Origin of the sequence: Mariprofundus ferrinatatus (assembly GCF_002795825.1) — a bacterium.
Classification (GTDB): Bacteria; Pseudomonadota; Zetaproteobacteria; order Mariprofundales; family Mariprofundaceae; genus Mariprofundus; species Mariprofundus ferrinatatus.
This window is the reverse complement of record NZ_CP018800.1, coordinates 1767695-1788335: the sequence shown is the minus strand read 5'-3', so window position 1 is coordinate 1788335 and position 20641 is coordinate 1767695. Positions and strand designations below refer to the sequence as shown.

Annotated in this window: 21 protein-coding genes; 18 read left to right on the top strand and 3 right to left on the bottom strand. The window is 51.6% G+C overall.

Annotated elements, in window-relative coordinates; translation table 11 throughout:
• Window positions 1-83 precede the first annotated feature (83 nt).
• From Ga0123462_RS08680 to atpF, 5 genes are all read left to right on the top strand, one after another.
• Entirely contained in the window at window positions 84-962 is an 879-nt protein-coding gene (locus tag Ga0123462_RS08680) for a LysR family transcriptional regulator (protein ID WP_100266567.1), read from the top strand.
• A gap of 79 nt (window positions 963-1041) precedes the next feature.
• Window positions 1042-1284: an AtpZ/AtpI family protein gene (locus tag Ga0123462_RS08675; RefSeq protein ID WP_100265932.1), complete on the top strand. Its 243-nt coding sequence runs from the start codon at window positions 1042-1044 to the stop codon at window positions 1282-1284.
• Window positions 1281-2018: a F0F1 ATP synthase subunit A gene (locus tag Ga0123462_RS08670; protein WP_100265931.1), complete on the top strand. Its 738-nt coding sequence runs from the start codon at window positions 1281-1283 to the stop codon at window positions 2016-2018. Before Ga0123462_RS08675 ends, Ga0123462_RS08670 begins: the two co-directional genes overlap by 4 nt.
• 46 nt (window positions 2019-2064) lie before the next feature.
• The gene (gene atpE, locus Ga0123462_RS08665) at window positions 2065-2292 is read left to right on the top strand and encodes an ATP synthase F0 subunit C (protein ID WP_100265930.1); all 228 of its coding nucleotides are present in this window, start codon (window positions 2065-2067) and stop codon (window positions 2290-2292) included.
• A gap of 41 nt (window positions 2293-2333) precedes the next feature.
• On the top strand, window positions 2334-2846 hold the full coding sequence (gene atpF / locus Ga0123462_RS08660; protein ID WP_100265929.1) for a F0F1 ATP synthase subunit B: 513 nt from the start codon (window positions 2334-2336) through the stop codon (window positions 2844-2846).
• Here atpF and Ga0123462_RS08655 read toward each other — a convergent pair.
• On the bottom strand, window positions 2843-3199 hold the full coding sequence (locus Ga0123462_RS08655; RefSeq protein ID WP_198507330.1) for a DUF4870 family protein: 357 nt from the start codon (window positions 3197-3199) through the stop codon (window positions 2843-2845). The two genes, atpF and Ga0123462_RS08655, sit on opposite strands and share 4 nt — an antisense overlap.
• Window positions 3183-4211 (bottom strand): zinc-dependent alcohol dehydrogenase family protein, encoded by a 1029-nt coding sequence (locus Ga0123462_RS08650; protein ID WP_100265927.1) that lies wholly within the window; start codon window positions 4209-4211, stop codon window positions 3183-3185. The genes Ga0123462_RS08655 and Ga0123462_RS08650 overlap by 17 nt, the downstream gene beginning before the upstream one ends.
• A 133-nt stretch (window positions 4212-4344) precedes the next feature.
• Between Ga0123462_RS08650 and cimA the strand changes: the two genes are divergently transcribed.
• Window positions 4345-5970: a citramalate synthase gene (cimA, locus tag Ga0123462_RS08645; RefSeq protein WP_100265926.1), complete on the top strand. Its 1626-nt coding sequence runs from the start codon at window positions 4345-4347 to the stop codon at window positions 5968-5970.
• 63 nt (window positions 5971-6033) lie between these two features.
• Window positions 6034-6372: a 4a-hydroxytetrahydrobiopterin dehydratase gene (locus Ga0123462_RS08640; RefSeq protein ID WP_100265925.1), complete on the top strand. Its 339-nt coding sequence runs from the start codon at window positions 6034-6036 to the stop codon at window positions 6370-6372.
• 53 nt (window positions 6373-6425) lie between these two features.
• On the opposite strand, the gene Ga0123462_RS08635 is transcribed toward Ga0123462_RS08640, so the two are convergent.
• The gene (locus Ga0123462_RS08635; RefSeq protein WP_100265924.1) at window positions 6426-8822 is read right to left on the bottom strand and encodes a penicillin-binding protein 1A; all 2397 of its coding nucleotides are present in this window, start codon (window positions 8820-8822) and stop codon (window positions 6426-6428) included.
• Here Ga0123462_RS08635 and Ga0123462_RS08630 point away from each other — a divergent pair.
• The 11 genes from Ga0123462_RS08630 to pilQ all read left to right on the top strand — a co-directional run bounded on the left by Ga0123462_RS08630 (window position 8806) and on the right by pilQ (window position 20616).
• Window positions 8806-9318, top strand: a complete 513-nt coding sequence (locus Ga0123462_RS08630; RefSeq protein ID WP_232726423.1) for a pilus assembly FimT family protein — start codon at window positions 8806-8808, stop codon at window positions 9316-9318. The genes Ga0123462_RS08635 and Ga0123462_RS08630 overlap by 17 nt on opposite strands.
• Before the next feature lie 11 nt (window positions 9319-9329).
• A complete protein-coding gene (locus Ga0123462_RS08625; RefSeq protein WP_100266565.1) occupies window positions 9330-9809 on the top strand; it encodes a type IV pilus modification PilV family protein in 480 nt (159 codons plus the stop codon).
• Window positions 9810-10430 (top strand): PulJ/GspJ family protein, encoded by a 621-nt coding sequence (locus tag Ga0123462_RS08620; RefSeq protein WP_232726422.1) that lies wholly within the window; start codon window positions 9810-9812, stop codon window positions 10428-10430. It begins immediately after the preceding gene.
• The gene (locus Ga0123462_RS08615; RefSeq protein WP_100265923.1) at window positions 10415-11440 is read left to right on the top strand and encodes a hypothetical protein; all 1026 of its coding nucleotides are present in this window, start codon (window positions 10415-10417) and stop codon (window positions 11438-11440) included. The genes Ga0123462_RS08620 and Ga0123462_RS08615 overlap by 16 nt, the downstream gene beginning before the upstream one ends.
• A 202-nt stretch (window positions 11441-11642) precedes the next feature.
• A complete protein-coding gene (locus Ga0123462_RS08610) occupies window positions 11643-12335 on the top strand; it encodes a hypothetical protein (protein ID WP_100265922.1) in 693 nt (230 codons plus the stop codon).
• A 45-nt stretch (window positions 12336-12380) separates the two neighbouring features.
• On the top strand, window positions 12381-12758 hold the full coding sequence (locus Ga0123462_RS08605) for a hypothetical protein (RefSeq protein ID WP_100265921.1): 378 nt from the start codon (window positions 12381-12383) through the stop codon (window positions 12756-12758).
• Between the two features lie 140 nt (window positions 12759-12898).
• The gene (locus tag Ga0123462_RS08600; RefSeq protein WP_100265920.1) at window positions 12899-15706 is read left to right on the top strand and encodes a spermine/spermidine synthase domain-containing protein; all 2808 of its coding nucleotides are present in this window, start codon (window positions 12899-12901) and stop codon (window positions 15704-15706) included.
• A gap of 136 nt (window positions 15707-15842) precedes the next feature.
• Window positions 15843-16925: a type IV pilus assembly protein PilM gene (pilM, locus tag Ga0123462_RS08595; RefSeq protein WP_100265919.1), complete on the top strand. Its 1083-nt coding sequence runs from the start codon at window positions 15843-15845 to the stop codon at window positions 16923-16925.
• A complete protein-coding gene (locus tag Ga0123462_RS08590; protein WP_100265918.1) occupies window positions 16922-17515 on the top strand; it encodes a PilN domain-containing protein in 594 nt (197 codons plus the stop codon). Before pilM ends, Ga0123462_RS08590 begins: the two co-directional genes overlap by 4 nt.
• On the top strand, window positions 17515-18129 hold the full coding sequence (locus tag Ga0123462_RS08585; protein ID WP_100265917.1) for a type IV pilus inner membrane component PilO: 615 nt from the start codon (window positions 17515-17517) through the stop codon (window positions 18127-18129). The genes Ga0123462_RS08590 and Ga0123462_RS08585 overlap by 1 nt, the downstream gene beginning before the upstream one ends.
• A 39-nt stretch (window positions 18130-18168) precedes the next feature.
• Entirely contained in the window at window positions 18169-20616 is a 2448-nt protein-coding gene (pilQ, locus tag Ga0123462_RS08580) for a type IV pilus secretin PilQ (RefSeq protein ID WP_100266563.1), read from the top strand.
• Window positions 20617-20641: the final 25 nt, after the last annotated feature.

Below are 20641 nucleotides of genomic sequence, written 5' to 3'. Positions count from 1 at the left end.
GTGCAACTATCGTGGCCCTGCTGATATAAAAAAAGCATAAATAACCGATAGACATGATTAGTATTTCGAATCATTATGGTTGCATGACACTGGAACAGTTGCGTGCCCTCTGTGGCGTCGTGGAGAAGGGCGGCTTCCATGCCGCATCCGTTGCGCTCTTTCGCAGCCAGTCCGCGATCAGTATTGCCATCAAGAATCTCGAACAGGAGCTGGGTATCTCCCTGTTTGACCGGGGCGGCTATCGGCCTCAGCTCACTCCGCAAGGGCAGGTGCTCTACGGCAAGGCGAAAAGCATCCTGTCGCGCAGCGAGGAGCTCTCCAGCATTGCCCGTCACTTCGCTGAAGGGGAGGAGACGGAGGTCTCCATTGCACTTGGAGCGATTGCACCGGTTGAGAATGTGCTCGATGTAATCAAGCAGGTTTCGGAAGCCGCGCCAGCCACGCGCATGAGTCTTCAGATCGAGAATATGGGTGGCACATTGGAGCGTCTGCTTGAGAAGGATGTCGACTTTGCCATTGCAGAGCGTTTTATGCCGGTACCGTACACTGAGGAGGTGCGGCTAACCTCAACCGAGATGGTATCAGTCATCTCTCCTGACTTCCCGCTGGCCACGCACTATCCGGCCATCACAGTTGCCGACCTTGAACAGTATGTGCAGGTGGTGGTTCGCGATACCAGCCGGAATTCACCCAGACAGACAGCCGGCGTACTTGAGGGTGCGCACCAGTGGCTGGTGAATGATTTCGATATGAAAAAGAGGATGATTTTATCCGGTGCAGGCTGGGGTCGTATGCCACGCCATCGTGTTTCCGAAGAGCTGGACGATGGTCGACTGCTGGAACTTTCTGGCAAGGAACTTGATCCACTGAAGATCGATATCTATCTCTTCCGCCGCGCCAATGAGCCGATGGGCCCCGTCGGGGAACGCCTCTGGAAGCTTCTCCAGCAATGCCAGTTTTAACTGACGCCCAATTGCTGAATGTGGGTGTATTGTGTACACTGGCTACAGGATCGAGGGTGAAACTTATGCGTGTGAACAGATGCCCAAACTGAAGCATGAAGAGCAGCATCACGGCCATCAGTGGGGCTTGCGGGTCGGTACGGAAATTGTCGCCTCAACCATGATTGGGCTTGGCATCGGTTTCTTTCTCGATCGCTGGCTTGATACCCGCCCCATTTTCCTGATTGTGTTTGCCGTGTTCGGGCTGGCTGCAGGTTTCATTAACCTCTATCAGTTAATGGTGGTTGATATGCAGAAGAATAACGGAGTGGATGAACCGTGAGTCTGGATATGGGCGGGGCACTGGAGCATTTCAGGGTGATCGTTCATTACGAACTTCATCTGGGGCCGCTTGATATATCGATCTCCAACACTGCTGTTTTTATGTGGCTGGCGGTTGCTATCGTGGCGGGCACTCTGCGCCTGATGCTGGTCAGGCCGGAACTGGTGCCGAAGCCGGGCCAGTTGCTGGCTGAAATGCTTTACGGGTTTGTTGCCAGGCAGACATGCTTGAATATTCATGGAGAGGGCGAAAAATATATCCCCCTGATGTTCACTTTGTTCACTTTTATCCTTGGCTGTAATCTGGTCGGATTGATTCCCGGTGCATTCACGCCTACATCACAATTGGCAGTTACCGGCACGCTGGCAGTGGGTGTTTTTCTGTATGCCTCAGGGTTACGTTTCTATCGCCATGGCTGGGGCTTTTTTCATGCCTTTGCACCGCAGGGGGTGCCGAAGATCATGCTGCCATTGATGGTGCCGATCGAACTTCTCTCATTTCTAGCCAGGCCGGTTACGCTGGCGCTTCGTCTGTTTGCAAATATGACGGCCGGGCATATGGCGTTGGGCGTGTTGGCCGTGCTTGGTCTGGCAGCACCTTGGTTTTTACAGTGGTTGCCGCTCGGCTTTACCGTGGTGCAGATTGCGCTTGAGTTGATCATCGCCTTTATTCAGGCCTACATCTTTGTGGTGCTGTCGTGTGTGTACATAGATGATGCGCTGGCCGATCACTGAGTTATACTCTAACCTTATTACATTCCCGATGCGTTAGGAGGGTTTCATGGATGTTGCAGCAATGATTCCGATTGGTATGGGCCTGGCTGCACTCGGCATGGCTGGTGCCGCAGTTGGAATCGGCATGATCTTCAGCAAAATGATTGAAGCGGTTGCACGGCAGCCTGAGGCTGAACCAACACTCGCCAAATATGCCTGGATCGGATTTGCGCTGGTTGAGACCATCGCGCTCTATGCGCTGGTTATTGCATTCATTATCATGGGACAGGGATGACCCTTAATCGCTCCAAACAAGAACAATAAACAGGAAGTTTCATGCCACAGTTTGATACCACGTTTTTCTCATCACAGATATTCTGGACAATCATCTCATTTGTCCTTCTTTTTGTCGTGCTCAGCAGATGGGTGCTTCCGCGTATTGCCTCGATTCTGCAGGAGCGAACCCGCCTGATTGAGCAGGAGATTGAGGAGGCCCGCCAGAAACGCGAAGAGGTGGAAGAGCTCAGGCTCGATTACGCTGAGAAGCTTTCCAGTATCGACAGTGAAGCGAAAAAGCTTTTTGATGAATCTGAGAAACGGATTCTCGAACGGCGCAGTCAGCTCATGGGTGAATGGAAAGAGGAAATGGAGCGTCGCAAGCGCGAGTTCCGGGAAGAGTCCGAAGTGGCACGGCAGAAGGCGATCAGGGAGATTCGTGCACAGTCAGCAGAGCTTGTTGTGGAGGCTGCCGAAAAGGTGATTCACCAACGGCTCGATGAGCGCGAAGCCCGGCAGATTCTCGAGGAGACCATTGAGGATATGGAGAGGCATCCCCCTAAAAAAAGTTAGTCCTCTATATACATCGCTTTATCGTCCGATAGTGCAAGCCAGCCCTTGGCGATACGATAGATCACCCAGACTGCGGTGCCCATCATTATAAACCATCCGATACCCAGCATCAGCGTGACGATGCCGATAAATGACCAGAGCAGAGCAAACCAGAAGGTTCTCATCTGCCAGCGAAAGTGCGAAGCCACCCAGGTGTCTGCCACATCATCCTTTTTGACATAGTTAACAATGATTGCAGCAATAAATGTTACAGCCAGGAGAAATGAAGCAGCCTGCAGGGCATAAACGATGGTGGCGGCCTTTTTAGCCGATTCGATGGATGGTTCAGGCACGATTTCAGGCTGACTGTTCATTTTCATCCTCCTCCATCTGCTGCACCTCCAGGACTAATTTTCCGCTCATGCCGCCGGCCTCGATCCTGCGATGCGCCTCGGCCGCCTGCTCAAGCGGCAGGGTGTCGGAGACGAATACTGAGAGCTGTTTCTGATCAAACAGCTGGGCGCACTGTTCAAGTATATCACCCTGATGCGCTGCAGCCCCGTTCATGCCGAGCACCATTGGCGTCAGCATCAGTTCCTGAGAAATGCGGAGATTACGGAGACGGATGGTTTTCCAGTCAGCATCGTCTGGAACCTGAAGAATGGTAACAATATCTCCGTAAACCTTGGTGGCAGGTACCAGCTGGTTGAATGCATCGCCGCCGACAGTGTCGAATGCAATATCCACGCCCTCATGATGTGTCCACTCAAGCAGAGCTCCGGTCACATTCTCTGTCCGGTAGTTGATGATCAGATCAGCGCCTAATTCCCTGACCAGGTTTTTCTTTTCATCGGAACTTACCGAAGTTGCCACCTCACAACCGGCCAGCTTGGCCAGCTGGATGGCGACATGGCCGACGCCACCTGCGCCGGCATGGATGAATACCTTCTGGCCCGAGCCGATGCGGGCGCGGTCAAACAGTGACTCCCATGCCGTGATAAGTACAAGCGGAGCTGCAGCTGCATCGATGAAATCGAGATAGTCGGGCTTCATGGCCGCATAACATTCCGGAACAGCAATGTATTCAGCATAGTTGCCTGCTTTCTGCCCCAGGCCGCCGTAACAGTAATAAACCGCATCTCCCGGCTCAAAGCGGGTAACATCACTGCCTACTGCTTCGACGATGCCGGAACCGTCACAGCCGAGAATGGCGGGCAATCCATCAGGGAAGTAGAGGCCGCGACCACGCAGCTTGGTGTCGATCGGATTCACACCCGCAGCCATCACCTGAACAAGTATTTCTCCTGCTTCGCATGTCGGCTTTGCGACCTCTTCGATCGTTAGTACGTCCGGGTTGCCCGCTTGCTGCATGATTACTGCACGCATAAATAGATCTCCTGCCTGATGAATTGTGAATGTCATATTTCAGCATAGTTCGCCGATCATGGAAAGCCACTGACATTTCTGCAGCCAAGGCGTAAAATCGCGCCTCTATCCACTCAAGGCACAGGCTCTATTCATGAAAGCATCTCAGCAGGTTGAACTTTTCGATACCACACTCCGTGATGGTGCCCAGACCGCGGGTATCGCTTTTTCTGTTGAAGATAAGATGCGAATCGCAAACCGTTTGGCCGAGTTCGGTATGGATTGGATAGAGGGCGGATGGCCTGGGGCCAGCCCCAAGGATGACCTCTTTTTTGCGCAGATGAAGAATCGCAACTGGCCGAACAGCAGGCTGGTGGCATTTGGCTCTACAGCCAGGCCGGGTCACGCTGCAAGCAAGGATCGCGGCCTGAACAACCTTGTCGAGTCGGGGGCAGATGCCGCCTGTATTTTTGGGAAAAGCTGGGATATCCATGCCACCAAGGCGCTTGGCATCACACTGGAGCAGAACCTTGAACTTGTTTCCGAGTCGGTCGCTTACCTGAAACAGCGCCTCGATTACGTGATGTTTGATGCCGAACACTTTTTTGATGGCTACAGGGCCAGTCCCGACTATGCCATAAAGGTGCTTAAGGCGGCTGCAGATGGTGGTGCGGATGCGCTCGTGCTCTGCGACACCAATGGTGGCTCGGTACCCTCCTATCTGTTTGATGTGGTGCGCGAGGTTGTGGCCCGTTTCCCTGATAAAATCATCGGCATCCATGCGCATAACGACAGCGAGCTAGCAGTCTCCAACACTATTTCTGCAGTGCAGGCGGGGGCACGACATGTGCAGGGAACCGTTAACGGTATCGGTGAGCGCTGTGGCAATGCCAATTTGATTTCAGTAATTCCGATTTTGAAGCTGAAGCTGGGCATCGACTGCGATGTTTCCGATGTGGAGCTGCAACAGCTCTCGTCACTCTCCCGTTTTGTGAACGAAATGGCCAACCGGCTGCCGTGGCAGCATCAGCCGTTTGTCGGTCAGAATGCATTCGCTCACAAGGGCGGTATTCATGTCTCTGCGATCCGGAAGCAGAGCAGCCTCTATGAGCACATCGATCCGGCCCTGGTCGGTAACGAGCAGCGCGTTATGGTCTCCGACCAGGCAGGGAGAAGTAATATCCTGAGCAAGCTGCAGTTGCTGGAGCCAGAGGCGGGGCTGGCTGCGGATGATCCTGTTGTTGCCGAAGCGGTAACACGGATCAAGGAGTTGGAAGCTGCCGGATACGCTTTTGAAGGTGCAGATGCATCATTTCAGCTATTGCTGCGCAGGGCCATGGGTCGTTTCAGGCGTCATTTCGAGTTGGTGCGTTTCCGTGTTTATGATGAGAAACGCGGCCATCATGATATGCCTGAGGCTGAGGCAACTGTGCAGGTGCGTGTCGGAGGCAAACTGGTTCACTCAGCCGCGCTTGGAAATGGTCCGGTGAATGCCATGGATAAGGCATTACGGGCAGCACTGGTTGATGTCTACCCTGGCCTCAGTGCCATGCAGTTAAGCGACTTTAAGGTGCGTGTTCTCTCCACCAAACAGGCTACTGAGGCAATGGTTCGGGTGCTGATCGAATCGAGCGACGGGCATCGAAAATGGAGTACTGTCGGTGTCTCTACCGATGTGCTGGAGGCGGCCTATCGGGCGCTCAATGATGCCATCGAGTACAAACTTGTGATGGATCAGGTGCCGCCGCCTGACGAACAGGACAGACAAAGTAGCTCTTAGATCCTGGTTTTCATCTATCGATATTATAAATAATAATCTATAACAACTGCATTGGAGGTGGTGATGAGCCCTGAAAATTTGCAGAATAAAAGCTGTATGCCATGTAAGGGTGGCGTTGCCCCGATGGATCGCCAAGATGCGGAGCGGATGCTCATAGAAATTCGAGGATGGGAACTTTCAGATGATGCCCGGCAGCTACGACGAACCGTTACATTCAGCAATTTTGTTGATGCCCAGCTGTTTGCAACAACAGTAGGAGAGCTGTCGGAATCGGAGGGGCATCATCCGGATATAAGTTTTGGCTGGGGATATTGCACGATTACATTTTATACGCACAAAATTGGCGGATTGCACGAGAATGATTTCATCATGGCGGCCAAAGTAAATTCACTTATGAAGTGAAGGTGTCAAAAAGTCTGTCTGGCAGGAGAATTCTGGCCAGCCTGATGCGTTGTCTATAGTCCCAGTTCGAAAAAGCCGGCATCCTCAGAGGGCTTACTCTCTATTGGAGAGTTGATCGCTGGCGACTCCTCACTGGGGGCAGTGCCGCTGCGGAAGGCCTCAAGAAACACCTCTTCACTATCCGGGCCGGGCAGCAGCCCTGTTTTGGCATCGATAACAACCCACTCAACATCTTCCGGTGGTGTGAAATCCTCTACCGGACGACCTTCGTGGAATGCCTGCATTGATTCCAGCCATGCTGGCAGTGCGGCATGGGCGCCGGTTTCCCTGCGACCCATCGGGGTAGGGGTATCACGGCCTGTCCAGACGCCAGTCATGATTTGTGGGGTGTACCCCATGAACCATGCATCAACCTGTTTGTTGGTGGTGCCGGTTTTGCCTGCGGCTGGCCGATTCAGGGCTTTGGCGCGCTGGCCTGTGCCGCGTTCGATTACGCCTTTCATCATGTTGGTGATCAGGAAGCTGTCAACCGGATCAAGCACCTGTTCTGCCGGGCGCATGGCGTCATTGGCGGACATCGTAGGCGTGACATGGCAGACCTGGCAGCGGTTGCCTGATACTGAACGATGCAGGGTGTTGCCATTACGGTCCTGTACTTGCTGAACGGATACTGGTTCCCATCTCTTTCCCTGGCTGGCCATGATGGCGTAGGAGTTGGTAAGTGCTTCCAGTGACACCTCGGTGGCACCCAGTGCCAGCGCGAGTTGGGAGGGGAACTGGCGCTCCATTGGGTAGATCTGCAGATCATTCAGAAAACGGCTGATGCCGATATTCTGCAGTACCTTGATTGATGCGAGGTTGCGTGAATGCTCCAGTGCATTACGCAGCGGAACAGGTCCTGCAAAATTATCCTTATAGTTTTCCGGCCTCCAGAATTCGTCGCTCTGCTCACTGTCAAATACCACCGGTGTATCCATGACGATCGTGGCTGGAGTTGATCCGTTAGCCAGTGCAGATGCATAGAGGAACGGTTTGAAGGCACTGCCGGGCTGACGCATAGCCTGATGAACCCTGTCAAAGCCGGCGGCCTGATAATCATAGCCGCCAACGCGCGCCAGTACGGTGCCTTTCTCGAGGTCGATGGCGTAGAGCGCCGACTCAATCGAAGGTTCCTGAGCAAGCCGGACTCCGCCCTTTTCGGTTCCCTGCAGACGAATTTCATCACCAGCGATCCAGCTGCGCGAGCGCTTTCTGAACGCTGCAATCTGCTCTGCAGTAGCGCCATCTTCCTGATATTGGGATAGTGACTTCCATGTCCAGGAGGGTTTGCTCAGTTGCCAGCGGTTTCTGCCATCATCAACGGTCAGGTCGCCATTGGTTAGTTTGACAACCAGTGCGGGAATCAGTTCGTCCGTGGCTGGTGCTACAGGTTTATCTTCGCGGGCCTTTCTCCACGATTCCAAAAGTTCCGACCATGTTTCGGGGGCATGGTTAACCGGATAGCGGTAGAACTGGCGTTGTTCAATCTCAAGTACGTTATGGCGAACCGCACGGATAGCGGCCTCCTGCATCTTCGGGTTGAGTGGGACAGTGATGGTAAGCCCCTGTCTGCGCAGGGTTTTGAGGCCGAAATGATCCGTCAATTGGCGCAGAACGAGATCGGCATAGGCATCGTTAAGCTTGGGTGTCTCCAGCTCGGCTACCTCAAGCGGCTCGTTCAGGGCTGCTTCTACCTCGGCCTCTTCAGCGTAACCGCTGTCACGCATCAGGTGCAGGATGGTGTTGCGTCTCTGTAGCGCTTTTTCCAGGTTGATGTGGGGCGCATATTTCCCAGGTGCTTTCGGAAGTCCTGCGATCGTGGCGCATTCGCCAAGGGTCAGTTCATCCAGTGGTTTATGGAAATAGCGCCATGCTGCAGATGCAACACCGTACGATCCACGACCGAGATAGATGTGGTTGAGATAGAGGTAGAGAATCTCATCCTTTGAGAATGCCTCTTCAATACGATAAGCCAGAATCGCTTCGCGAATCTTGCGGGTGTACGAGCGTTCGGAACTGAGTAGAAAGTTTTTGGCCACCTGCTGGGTGATTGTTGAACCACCCTGTACGGTTTGTCCCGCTCGCAGGTTAGCCAGTGCTGCTGAGAGAATTCGGGCGGGGTTGATACCAGGGTGCTCGTAGAATTGTTGATCCTCAGCTGCCAGAAATGCCTTTTTGAGAGGACCGGGAATCTGTTCGAAAGGTGTCAGGATTCGGTGTTCATCTGCATACTCTGCGATGAGTTCGCCTTCACTGTTGTAAACGCGGGAGACAAGCGGAGGCTGATAATCTGATAGGGCAGTAAGTTTTGGCAGGTTGCTGGAGAACAGAAGATAACCTATCGTAATGCACATCACAGCAATAATGCTAAAGGAGAGTACGATTTTCGCGATAATGGATAGAATGCGCATTGATGCCAATTCAAGCGGAAGCATGGGAAGCAGGCAAGTCGAAGTTCTGGAGAGCAGGGACAGCTTTTCCGGACAGTACGGCTTCTCCCTGCTCGAGATGATTATTGTAATCGTTATTGTCGGCGTGATGAGTTCTGTCGCGATCCCGGCCTTCTCTTCGTGGAAAGAGAAGCAGTCGGTTCGAAGTGCATCACAATCGCTGCTATCCCACATGAAACAGGCTCGGGTTCAGGCAGTGGCGGAGAACCGTAGCGTGAGTCTTTCGTTTACTTCGACCGGTTACACCTATGATGCTGATTTGTCGGGAAGTTGTGGGCAGTGCAGTGCACAGGCAGTCAGCCTTGGACAATATTCCAGCAAGCTCTCCCTCTCTCCCACGACAACCCGCACATTTACCAGTCGTGGTACAGCCAATGCGGGAACAATTACTATTACCGCCGGCACTACCAGCCAGGCGATCAGCCTGAACATTATCGGCAGGGCATATCTGCAATGAAAGCCAAGAGCATGAGTTCCTCTTCCGGGTTTACGCTTATTGAGATCCTGATCGCACTGGTGGTTGTCTCCATTGGAGTGATGGCGTTAGGGAGCTTCGGCATTACCACGATGAGCAGTGGTCAGACCTCGCGCGAGCGATTGACTGCCGTGCATTTGGCCGAACAGGTTCTCGAATTCTGGCAGCAGGATGCCAATGACAGGGTTCCTTCGATTGCATCGGATTGTGCCATGACAACGATGGGGAGTGTCCCCACATATCCGACAAGTAATACTTGCACGCCCGCTACAGGAGTGGGTATTGAATATACAATAACTACCAACAAAACTACTGCCACAGGCCCGTTGGCATCCAATTTGAGCAGCATGCAGAACTTTATTCAGCCAACCGGTTACGCAAATGTGCCGCAAACCAAGCTGGTGACTGTAACCTGGGCGCGCAGGGGGCAGACCCGCTCAGTCTATCTTACCCATTTGACCAAGGTGTATTAGATGCGCACTCAAACTTTTCAGCGAGTGAACCGCATGGATCAGGAACGCGAACAGGGTTTCACCCTGATCGAGATGGTGATCGGTATGGCCATCGGGCTGATTATTCTGGCCGGGCTTACAGCGCTGTTTGTCTCCTATAACGATACTGGCAGGGCGGTTGCTTCCCGAACTGAACGGATGACAGACCTATATCTGGCATCCCATATTCTGCAGGCGGAGATTCGTCAGTCGATTAGTGCCCAGTCGCCGACCAGGAACGTGCTGGCTGACTTGACTGCACGGGGTGTGACCAACCCTGCAAGCTATCCAACCAACAATGCCACTTTTGCAGTGCTGCCATACTGGCATGCGGCCAGTAAAACGCTCACGTATCAGGATCTGGAAGGGAATGTGGGGATTGTTCAATACCAGAGAACGAGTAATGACAGGGTTTATTGGCTCCGCCCCGGCGCCTCTTATTCAACTTTTCAGGAGTTGATACGAGATCTTGATACAACAAATGGCATGACAGTTTCCTCAGGAAGCGGTGTGGTAACGGTAACTTTGAGCTCCAGTTATGTGAATGAGAACGATGAAACCAAAACGTTAAGTTTGACGTTCAAATCATGGCCGAGGAACTGAATATGCTGGCAACTCCTTTGACAAATCGGAACAGGGCGCGAGAAGAGGGTTTCGTGCTGGTTACGGCAGTGATAATGCTCGGATTGTTAACGCTTCTCTCGCTGGCGATGTTTTTCACTTCACGAACTGCGACACAGACCAGCGCATCTGCCCAGACTTCAACGGAAGCATACTATTATGCTGAAACAGCGGTCAATTATATCGCCTGGGCACTGGCCAATGATGCCGAGTTTGATGCCTATACCAATTACCCCGGCGCTTATGATCATGCCGGCTTTGGTGAGCCTCCACTTCCAGCAGGATTCACGGCGGGGTATTTCAGCACAGTGGGCGACTACTTGGAGTGGGGTGCTTACCGGTACCATCCAGGGCCTCTTTCCATCAGTGATTCAGGCAGCGGCATCACCGGACAGGTGCTCTATTTTGACAATTCGCCGATGAAGGATAGGGCGGTCTGCTTTCAGGATGATGCCATCTTTTCCAACTGTATTGATGTGGGGACAGATCCGGCAACACGTGTGGCGCCAACAATGTATCATATCAGTGTCAGTCTGCCTCGTTATATCAAGATGGATATTGCAGCAGATGGGACCATCACCCCATCCATTCCTCAGCTTCCGCATCAGAATCCACCCGTCGTTGGGCAGGATATTCCCGAAAACGGTGCAGTGGTCTGGATTACAGCAGGGGATCAGAACAACAGTGAGCGTGATATTGAGATTTACCCGCTGGATCCGGCTGGCATCTATTCTGGCGATGGCATTGTTGCACCGTCCACTTGTGCCGGTGGTCAGATGCCTTCCAACTGCCCTTGTGATGTCGCGACAATCACGCCAACAACAGCTGGCTGCAGTGCCCATGAGAAGGCGGATCCTGCAGTTCCAGATACACTCGGCGCTTATGGCGCAGCGGGTATGGGTGATTGGGTTTCCGGATACAGGATCGTGGCCTATGCAATTGGCTACGTAAATGGCAAGGCATCCCATATGATACGGGCAGTAATTCGATAAGCTGATGGAATCCAGGCGGTTTCCGGAGTGCTGTGATGCAGATTTTGCGTCAGTTAGTGTGATATCAGTCACTTCCATATTTATTGGAATGCTTTATGTTTGGTTGTGAAGTTGGTTTTATGTGTTGGCGCTTAATAATAAGACGCCGTAATCTGTGGTTGTGTGAGGGAAGATGCATGATCATATGTATCGAGGAGAAGGTATGAAGAACATGATGTTTCTAGCGGTGTTTGCGCTGTTTTATTCACTTTCGGTTGCTAATGTTGGCAACGGAATTTCGACGGGCATTCCTGCTGCACAAGCAAAACAAGAAGATAAGGTGACGATTTGTCATTTACCGCCAGGAAACCCGTCAAATGCTCAGACCCTTTCGGTTGGCGCATCTGCAGTAGCTGCACATCTGGCTGAGCATGGGGATTATCTGGGAGAGTGCGGTGCTGCAGTTGTAGAAGAGGATCGCTCCGGAGACTCTGGTTCGGATGACTCCGGCAAAGACAGCGGCTCTGATGATTCCGGTAAAGATTCCGGCAAAGAGAGTGTCTCTGATGATTCCGGTAAAGATAGCGGCAAAGACGGCGAATCAAAAGATGATGGCGAAGAGGCTAAAGTGGATGTCTGCCATGTTACCGTTACAGGTGGTGGCTCCAAGGATAAGGATGGTGGCGGTTCACAGACCACAGATGTTCAGACCCTGAACATCAGTGAGTCGGCACTGGCAGCACATCTTGCACATGGCGATATTGCTGGCGAATGCCCGACAACTCCCACCTGTTTTCTGTGTGGTGCTGGCGGTCCCGGTGATGGAACCTGCTCATGTCCTGACGGATCAGCTGGTTCGTTCGTCTCCGGTGCAGCGGTTGCACCTCAAAGTATCCGTTCGGTTCAAGGCCAGTGACCGATATAACCTAATCAGACCAGCTTTGGTCTTACAGGAGGTAATATGAAATATATTCGATTTGTGATGTATGCAGCTGTAGTTGCGATAAGCGTCCCATTTTCAGCTATCGCTGATGATATTGCGGGGTTCTGTGATTGCAGTGAAGCAGATACTTCCAGCAGCAAGGTGACCATCTGCCATTACCCTCCGGGTAAAGACAGCAATCGTCATACGATTGAGGTGGCACAGCCGGCAGTAAGTGCACATTTGGCACATGGCGATGTCTTGGGTCCATGTCCAGAGGACGAGGGTGAGGATAAGGATAGCTCACCTGAGGCTATTGCCGGGTCACCATGTACTTGTGCCGATGGTTCCGTGGGTTCTTGGGTCCATGGTGAGGTGAAAGGCCCCGAGTCTATGCGAGAAGTTCACGGTCAATAACCCTTTGCATGTGAACTGAAAACAAAAGCCGCCGTCTAATAGAGGGCGGCTTTTTTTATTCACAATGTTGGATGGGAGATGCCTTATCGGACTGAGGGAATGCTGTTTCTTTATGTTGCTTCTCTAGTTACGATCAGCTGATGCGACGCAACCTCTTTTTCGGATTGATGCTGGCATCGGGCCTTGCCGGCATCTCCTATGAAATTCTCTACGGTCGGATTCTCGGCAACCTGATTGGCGATCAGTTTGCCGTGTCAGCGGCGATTCTCATTACATTCCTTCTCGGTATCGGTGTCGGTTCCCGTTATGCATGGCGGCTCTGGCCATGGCTGTGGCTGATTGAAGCTGCCATCGGCATCTGCGGTGCAGGTTTTGTTCTCGGTGGCGATCTGATCGATCAGCTTCTCTATGCAGGCATTCCGTTCGTTCCATCCGGTTTAAGCGGAACCATTCTGATCTGTATTATGCTTCTGATTGTTCCGGCATTTCTGATTGGCTGCAGTGTGCCTCTGTTTGCAGGCTACATGAGCCGTCTCTTTTCCGGAGCTGTTTTTTCTGGGGTTTACGCAGTTTATAATGTCGGTGCAGCCCTTACTGCACTGCTGATCGAATACCTGCTGATTCGCTGGTTGGGAATTACAGGTGCCACGCTTGGCTTTGTGGCTGTTAATATTGTCATAGCACTGTTGCTTAAAGTCGCATTTGCCGATGTTGCCCAGCCTCCGGCTCTGTCCGACCAGGGTCGGTTAAGGCTGTCACCGCGTCGCTGGCAGGCTCTGATTCCCGTTAGCATGGCTTCGGCCGTTTTTCAGTTATTCATGATCAAGCTGGCTGAAATGTTGTTGGGACCATTTCGCGAATCATTTGCGCTGGTGCTCTCAATCATTCTTCTCGGTATTGCAGCCGGGTCCATGCTGGTGCGCAGTTTCGGGGTACGGTTTCACACACTGCTGCTCGCTGCGATGGCCGGCCTGCTTCTGCTGATTGTTACGGTTGAGCCGGTGGCATATCTCTATGCCGGCTACTATGAACAGGCATCCGAAAATTATATTACATCAGTGCTGCTGAAATGGAGTGTGCTTGCACTGCTGATGGGAATTCCTGCGATCGCTTTCGGAGCGACGATTCCCGCGCTACTTGGTCGAAAGAGGGGGGATGTGAGTCGCGAATCCGGCCACCTTCTTTATGTTGCTTCACTGGCGAATGTGACTGGCTTTTTGTTGATGGTGTTTGTTCTGCACCGCTATCTCGATTATGGCATACAGCTGGTCATGATTGCTTTACTGGTAGCACTCTCCTGGCTTATGTATGCCCGTTTGAATATCCAGGCAGTCACTGTAACGCTGTTGCTTCTTGTGCCTATGATGCTGTTTGAGAAGGTGAAGTGGGATGAGGATCTTCTCTATGTAAGTTATACGAAATTTCGTGCTGTCGATAAGCTGGAGCGGGCCCGAAAAGAGTTCGATTTCCCTGAGAAGTTCAAAGGCTATCAGGATGTTTTTTCAATCAACTGGATCAATGGAACGCCGTATTTCTTTATCAATGGTTACACCAGTATTCCACTCGACAGTCCGTCGGAAAAGGTAGTGGGTGCTCTCTCTTCTATCCATGCACCAGGGCTTAAGCGCGCTCTTGTTCTGGGGCTGGGGAGTGGTGCAACTGCTTCAGTTGTGGGTGAGATGTTTGAGGCTACCGATGTGGTTGAAATCAATCCTGTGGTACGGGAAAACCTGTTTCGCATGCGCAAGTGGAATCTTGAAATCGAATCCAATCCACGGGTGAATATTATAGTTGATGATGCCATTCATTTCAGCAAGGCGTCGGATGAGTCGTATGACCTGATTCTCAATACGGTGACCACGCCGCTCTATTTCAGCTCAGCCAAATTATATACACAGGATTTTTTCGATGTGGTAAAAAAACGGCTTAGGCCTGACGGTGTTTACGTGACTTGGATGGATGGACGGGTCGGAGACAGAGGGGCGGACATTATTCTCAATACCATTGCCGGCAGCTTTAACTACTGCGCGATATTTTATATCAAATCCTCCTATTTTATGCTGATCGCTTCCGACAAGCCGGTTTTACCATCACAGGTAACATCGATTGCAGCAAACAAGAAGCTGCGTGAGCACTTTCTCAAAGAGTATGGGTTGCTGGTTGAGTGGATGCCCTACCAGCTGCTGAACAGTCGGGCCTTTGATCTGGTCGGCAATGCGGGATTGCCGCTGAATAGGGCCGATTATCCGGCGCTCGAATTTGAGATGGCCAAACTCAGTAGTCGCGGCATTGGAGAGTTCAAGTTGCGGTTACTGGATGAGATGGGAATGCACCATTTTGATGAAGCATCGTTCGGCCAATCTGTTAAGTTTTCAGCAGCAGTGGCCAGACAGGCCGATATCATGCTTGGTGATAGCTCGATAACGAGGCGGTTTCATGCAGTCGCAGAGGGGTTGGACGGAAAGACGCTCTCTCTGGAGATGGCTGCCCACCGCGAATATGTAGAGGCGGTCGTGGAGGCAGGCAACGTCGATGCACTGCATCAATACGGCTATAAGCTGATGCGAAAGGGGCGTTATGGCTTGGCGCTGGAGGTGTTTCGACAGGTTGTGTTGCTGGATGCAAACCATAACAACAGCAATTTCAACATTGCTGCATGTTATGAGTACCTTGGCAACTATCCGCTTGCACTAAGCTACTACCAAAAAGAGCTGTCGGTTGATGCTGGCGATTTTGATGCCACTTACCGTATCGGGCGAGTGTATGTGAAATCAAAACAGTACGTTAAAGCGGTAGGATATTTACAGTCGATTCTGGAAGGTGCAGGTGCTTCCTATCATGGTCGGATATATCATTATCTCGGGCGTGCCTATGAAGGTTTGGGGCGAGACAAAGATGCAGAAAAAGCCTATGAAAAGGCAGAGCGCGCCACTGCTTCCGGCAACTGAATTCGGATGTGAGGCTGTTCATATGCAGTTGACTGCAAAGTTGGCTCACTTTGATATAAGTAACCTTGACTTAATCGCTTATAATAAGGTACTTTGCACGAGTATATGCCAGTAATGCTTAAGCTACGGAGGGCAAGTGTCTTTTTTTTCAAAGCGGTCTGAGGCGGTCATGGGTGTGGATATCAGTTCGACCGGGATCAAACTGATTGAATTAACCCGCTCAGGTTCAGGATATGAGCTCTCATCCCTGGCAACAGTCCCTTTGCCACGGGATGCCATCGTGGAAAATACAATCATTGATTCCACCGCCGTTGCAGAGGCGCTTCGTGAGGCGGTCAATATTGCCAAGCCTTCTACCAAGAGTGTGGCTCTGGCGGTATCCGGCAATGCAGTCATCATTAAGACGATCTCTATTCCTGAAGTCAGTGAATTTGAGCTTGAGGCCCAGATCCAGATCGAGGCCGATGAGCATATTCCGTACGATATCGATGATGTGTTCCTCGACTTTTATATTCAGGGCATGACACCGGATAACCCTGAATTGATCGATGTGGTTCTGGTCGCCTGTAAGCGCGAAATTATTGAAGATTATCAGATGGTTATGTCTGAAGCGGGGTTGACAGCAAAGTGTGTTGATTGCGCAGTATTTGCCTTGGAGAACGGTGCTGAGGCGGCTGGCGTTGAACCGGCATCCCCATCCGATGCCCAGGCGGTTGCTGAAGAGGATGCCGATGTATATGCACTGGTCAATATCGGCGCCAACATGATGAACATCAATGTGTTGATAAATGGTAAAACGGCCTTTGTCCGCGATCAGTTCTATGGAGGAAAACAGCTGACCGAAGAGATACAGAAAGAGCATGGCGTCAGCTATCAGGCAGCTGAACAGCTGAAAATTGAAGATTTCGAGAGCATTCACCCTGATGCGCTGGAGCATTTCTATCTGGGTCTTACTTCCGAACTTGTGCGTTCACTCGACTTCTATTCTGCCAGCAAAGCGGAGTTTCCTGTGCGCAGGATATTGTTATCAGGCGGTTGTGCACTGATCCCTGATATCGCAACCGAGCTTGAACAGCGGCTTGGTATTGATACAGCGATTCTCAATCCGTTCGATCATATCAAAATTCCATCGAAAAAATTCGACAAGAAGCACCTGCAGAGAATTGGCCCCATGCTGATGGTGCCGGTAGGCCTTGCAACACGGAGCTTTGACGAATGATCCGTATTAACCTGATTCCGTATCGTGCTGCTAAACGTCAGCAGCAGATTATGCAGCACCTATTTATCTTCGGCGGTGTGATATTAATCGCAGCACTGCTCAGTCTGGCTGCGTACTCCGCCGCTTCGATGCAGCTCTATGACCTTAAGGATGAGACGGTTAAGCTGCAACAGCAGAATGCCGAGTTGAAAAAGAAGATCGGTAAAATTCAGAATCTTGACAACCTGCGTGCGAATGTTCAGAGGAAACTGGATATTATCGACCGTTTGCAGGAGGGGCGTTTCCGTTCTTTGAAAACGCTGAACGAGATTGCCCAGGTTATTCCCGATAATGTCTGGATCAAATCGGTAAAAGATAGTGGTGATAAAATTGAACTCACCGGCCTTGGTGAAAGCAATAAGGCTGTCGCCAACTTTATGCGCAAGCTGGATAGCTCACCGCTGTTTACCGATATTCAACTGCTGGTGATCAGCCGGGTATTGGTGGATGGACTCCCGGTAAGAAGCTTCAGTTTGAACGTCAACCGAGCTGATGAGAACACAGAGAGAAACAGTGAGAATTCTGCTGTCAGCAAGAGGGGGGGAGTGTGATGTTTGATTCCCTGAAGGTTTCCCTTGTCGAAATGTTGCGGCCCGTGCTTCCGCTACCTGTCTGGCAGAAGTTGCTGGTGCTGGCTATCACCTTTGTTTTGATTGTTGGAGCCTATATCTATGTGGGCTGGCTTCCGATTCAGGAAGAGATTGTCAGGGAAGAGCAGGCACTTGAGATGCAGAAGGTGCTGCTGGCCAAGAACCAGCGGCTAGCACAAGACCTTCCCCGCAAGCAGAAAGAGTATGCCCAGCTCGAGAAGCAGCTGAAAGTGGCTCTAAACATGCTGCCGAAGAAGTCACAAATCCCTGACCTTCTGGAGAGTGTGTCATGGGCGGGTAAGGATTCGGGCCTCGAATTCAGTATCTTTAAGCCTGAAAGAGAAGTGGCCAAGCAGATTTATGCCGAGGTTCCCGTGGCACTGGATGTGACAGGGACTTTCCGCCAGTTGTTGACCTTTCTCAAGCGGGTAGGAGAGATGCCTCGTATTGTTGATGTGAAGAACCTGACCCTGACACAGGCGAATGATAATGAACTAACGGTAAAAGGACAGGCGGTTACATACAGGTTTGTTGAAGAGGCGCCCAAGAGTACAAAAACGGGCCGGGGCAACTAGGTGCGTGCTTTGGCCGGGAGACAGGTTATGGGGTATATCATGAAACAATGGAAAGATGACAGAATATTGGGTTGGTCCGGCAAGGTTGTGGGAATTTTCGCCTTTCTGCTACTGCTGAGCGCAAACAGTGTTCAGGTGAATGCAGCCACCATCCAGGGCATGCAGCTTCTTTCTGAGAGTGATGGGCAGCGACTGAACATTGCCATGGATGAGGCTGCTGAATACCAGGTGTTTAATCTTGAAGGGCCTACAAGGCTGGTGCTCAACTTCCCAGGTGCAGCTATGGCTGAAGGCGTGGATGATATCGCAGGTGCTGGCGCCGTGGAGAGTGTATACCCCAAGCGTGACAGCAGTGGCGTCCGTATCGAAATCGCGCTGGTCAAAGGGGCCAAATATGAGATCGTTGAAAAAGGTAATGATCTTCAGGTGTCAGTGACTCAGGTGTCCAGTAAACCAGCTGGCCAGAGTGATGGCGCGGTTCTGCAGGATATTACAGTAAAGGATAAGGGGAATATCACGGAACTTATTCTGCATGGGCGTAACATGGACTCTAACCACAATGCGCTTGTGACCAATGGTGGAAAAACCATGGTGGTTGATTTCTGGGGCGGTAGTTCAAGCCTTCCGAAAGAGCACTACACCTATTCTGCTCAGCGCCTGAATGATGTAACGGTCGGATCTGCCGAGGGCCGTATGCGACTTGTTGTATCCCTGCGTGGCGGTGATTCCAGCCACCAGATTGATGCGGACAGTAACACGATGGTGCTGCGGATTGGCCAGATTGATGCGAAGAAGAGCACTGCCGGACTCAGTGTTGAGGCGGTTGATTTTCAGCCGGATGACAGGGTGGCACACCTTGTTATTCGAACCAATGAGGCCAATCCGGTTGTTAAATTAAATGATGAAAACGGCAATGTAACGCTGGATATCAAGAATGCCTCGCTGGCGCCGGGGCAGGAACGTTCGCAGGATGTGAGCGCCTTTTCAGGCCCGGTTAAGCAGGTGGACAGTTACGCTGTAAACAGGAATGTACGGATTGTGGCAAGGCTGCGTCAGAAGGCCGAGGTCTCCTCCTTCCAGAACGGTAATGTGCTTACGCTGACTCTTACACCGGAGAGTCTCGTTGCTTCTGGAAAGGCGGATGCTGCAGCCAGAGATGAAAAGGCCTATACAGGACAGAAGGTCAGCTTTAATTACAAAGATATTGATATTCGCAATGCACTGCAGCTGATTGCAGAGATGAGCGAGCTGAACATTATTATGTCGGATGATGTTTCGGGTGTATTGACGATGAGACTGGTGGATGTGCCATGGGATCAGGCGCTGGATCTTATCCTGCAGGCACGTGGTCTTGGTAAAGAGCAGAGCGGTAACGTTATTCGCATAGCCCCGCTTGGTGTGTTGAAAGCGGATGCCGACGCTCGCAAGCTGGCCAAGGAGAGCGCCGAAGATGTGGCACCACTGGAAACAGAGTTTGTTACGCTCGGTTATGCCTCGGTGAATGATGTTCAAACCATTTTACAGGGTGGTTCGGTTGCAACAGCAACGACTACTGATGGTGCCACAACGACAGAAAGCACTGGCGGCAGCGGTGAATTGAAGCTGCTCTCCAGCCGAGGCTCCATTCTGCTCGATGAGCGTAGTAATACGATGATTATTACCGATACGCGCGAACGGCTGAACAATATCAAACGACTTGTTGCTGTTATAGACAAACCCACTCAGCAGGTTCTGATCGAGGCTCGCATTGTCGAGGCGTCAGACACTTTCTCACGCGAATTGGGTGTCAGATGGGGCGGGAATGCTACAAAAGCATTAAATAACAACTATACGCACAATGTATATGGAGCTGCAGGGCCTAATGCCGCTCTTGGTGGAGCTGCAGGCAATGTGGTCGATTTGGCTGCTGCTGGCACCGGGTTAGGAGCCGTTGGATATACATTGACGAAGTTGGGCGGCAACCTGAACCTGAATCTGGAACTTTCTGCTGCTGAACAGAATGGCGACATCAAGGTGGTATCAAGTCCCCGGGTGTTTACCAGCAATCTGGTTCCTGCAAAGATTGAACAGGATACGCAAATTCCTTTCCTTGTGACGACGGTAAGTGCCGGCGGAACAACTACTGCGACAGAGATGAAAAGTTCACTACTGTCTTTGAAGGTTACTCCTCAGGTTACCGCAGATAAACGAATCGTAATGGAACTGACCGTTAATAAGGACACGCCCGTACCGGATGCTGCCGGTGGCCCGCCATCTATCGATAAGAAAACCGTAGAGACCAAGCTGTTGGTTAATAATGGTGAGACGGTCGTACTGGGTGGCATCTACACCCAGACTGAGTCTGAACAGGTGAATGGTGTACCCCTTCTTAAGGATATTCCGCTTCTTGGGTACCTGTTCAAAAATAAGACGATAACGGATAACCGGAACGAACTTCTGATCTTTATCACCCCGACTATTATCGGAGATGAGCTCTCTACCCTCTGATTTGAAGAGGAATCAGTCAGGGAGG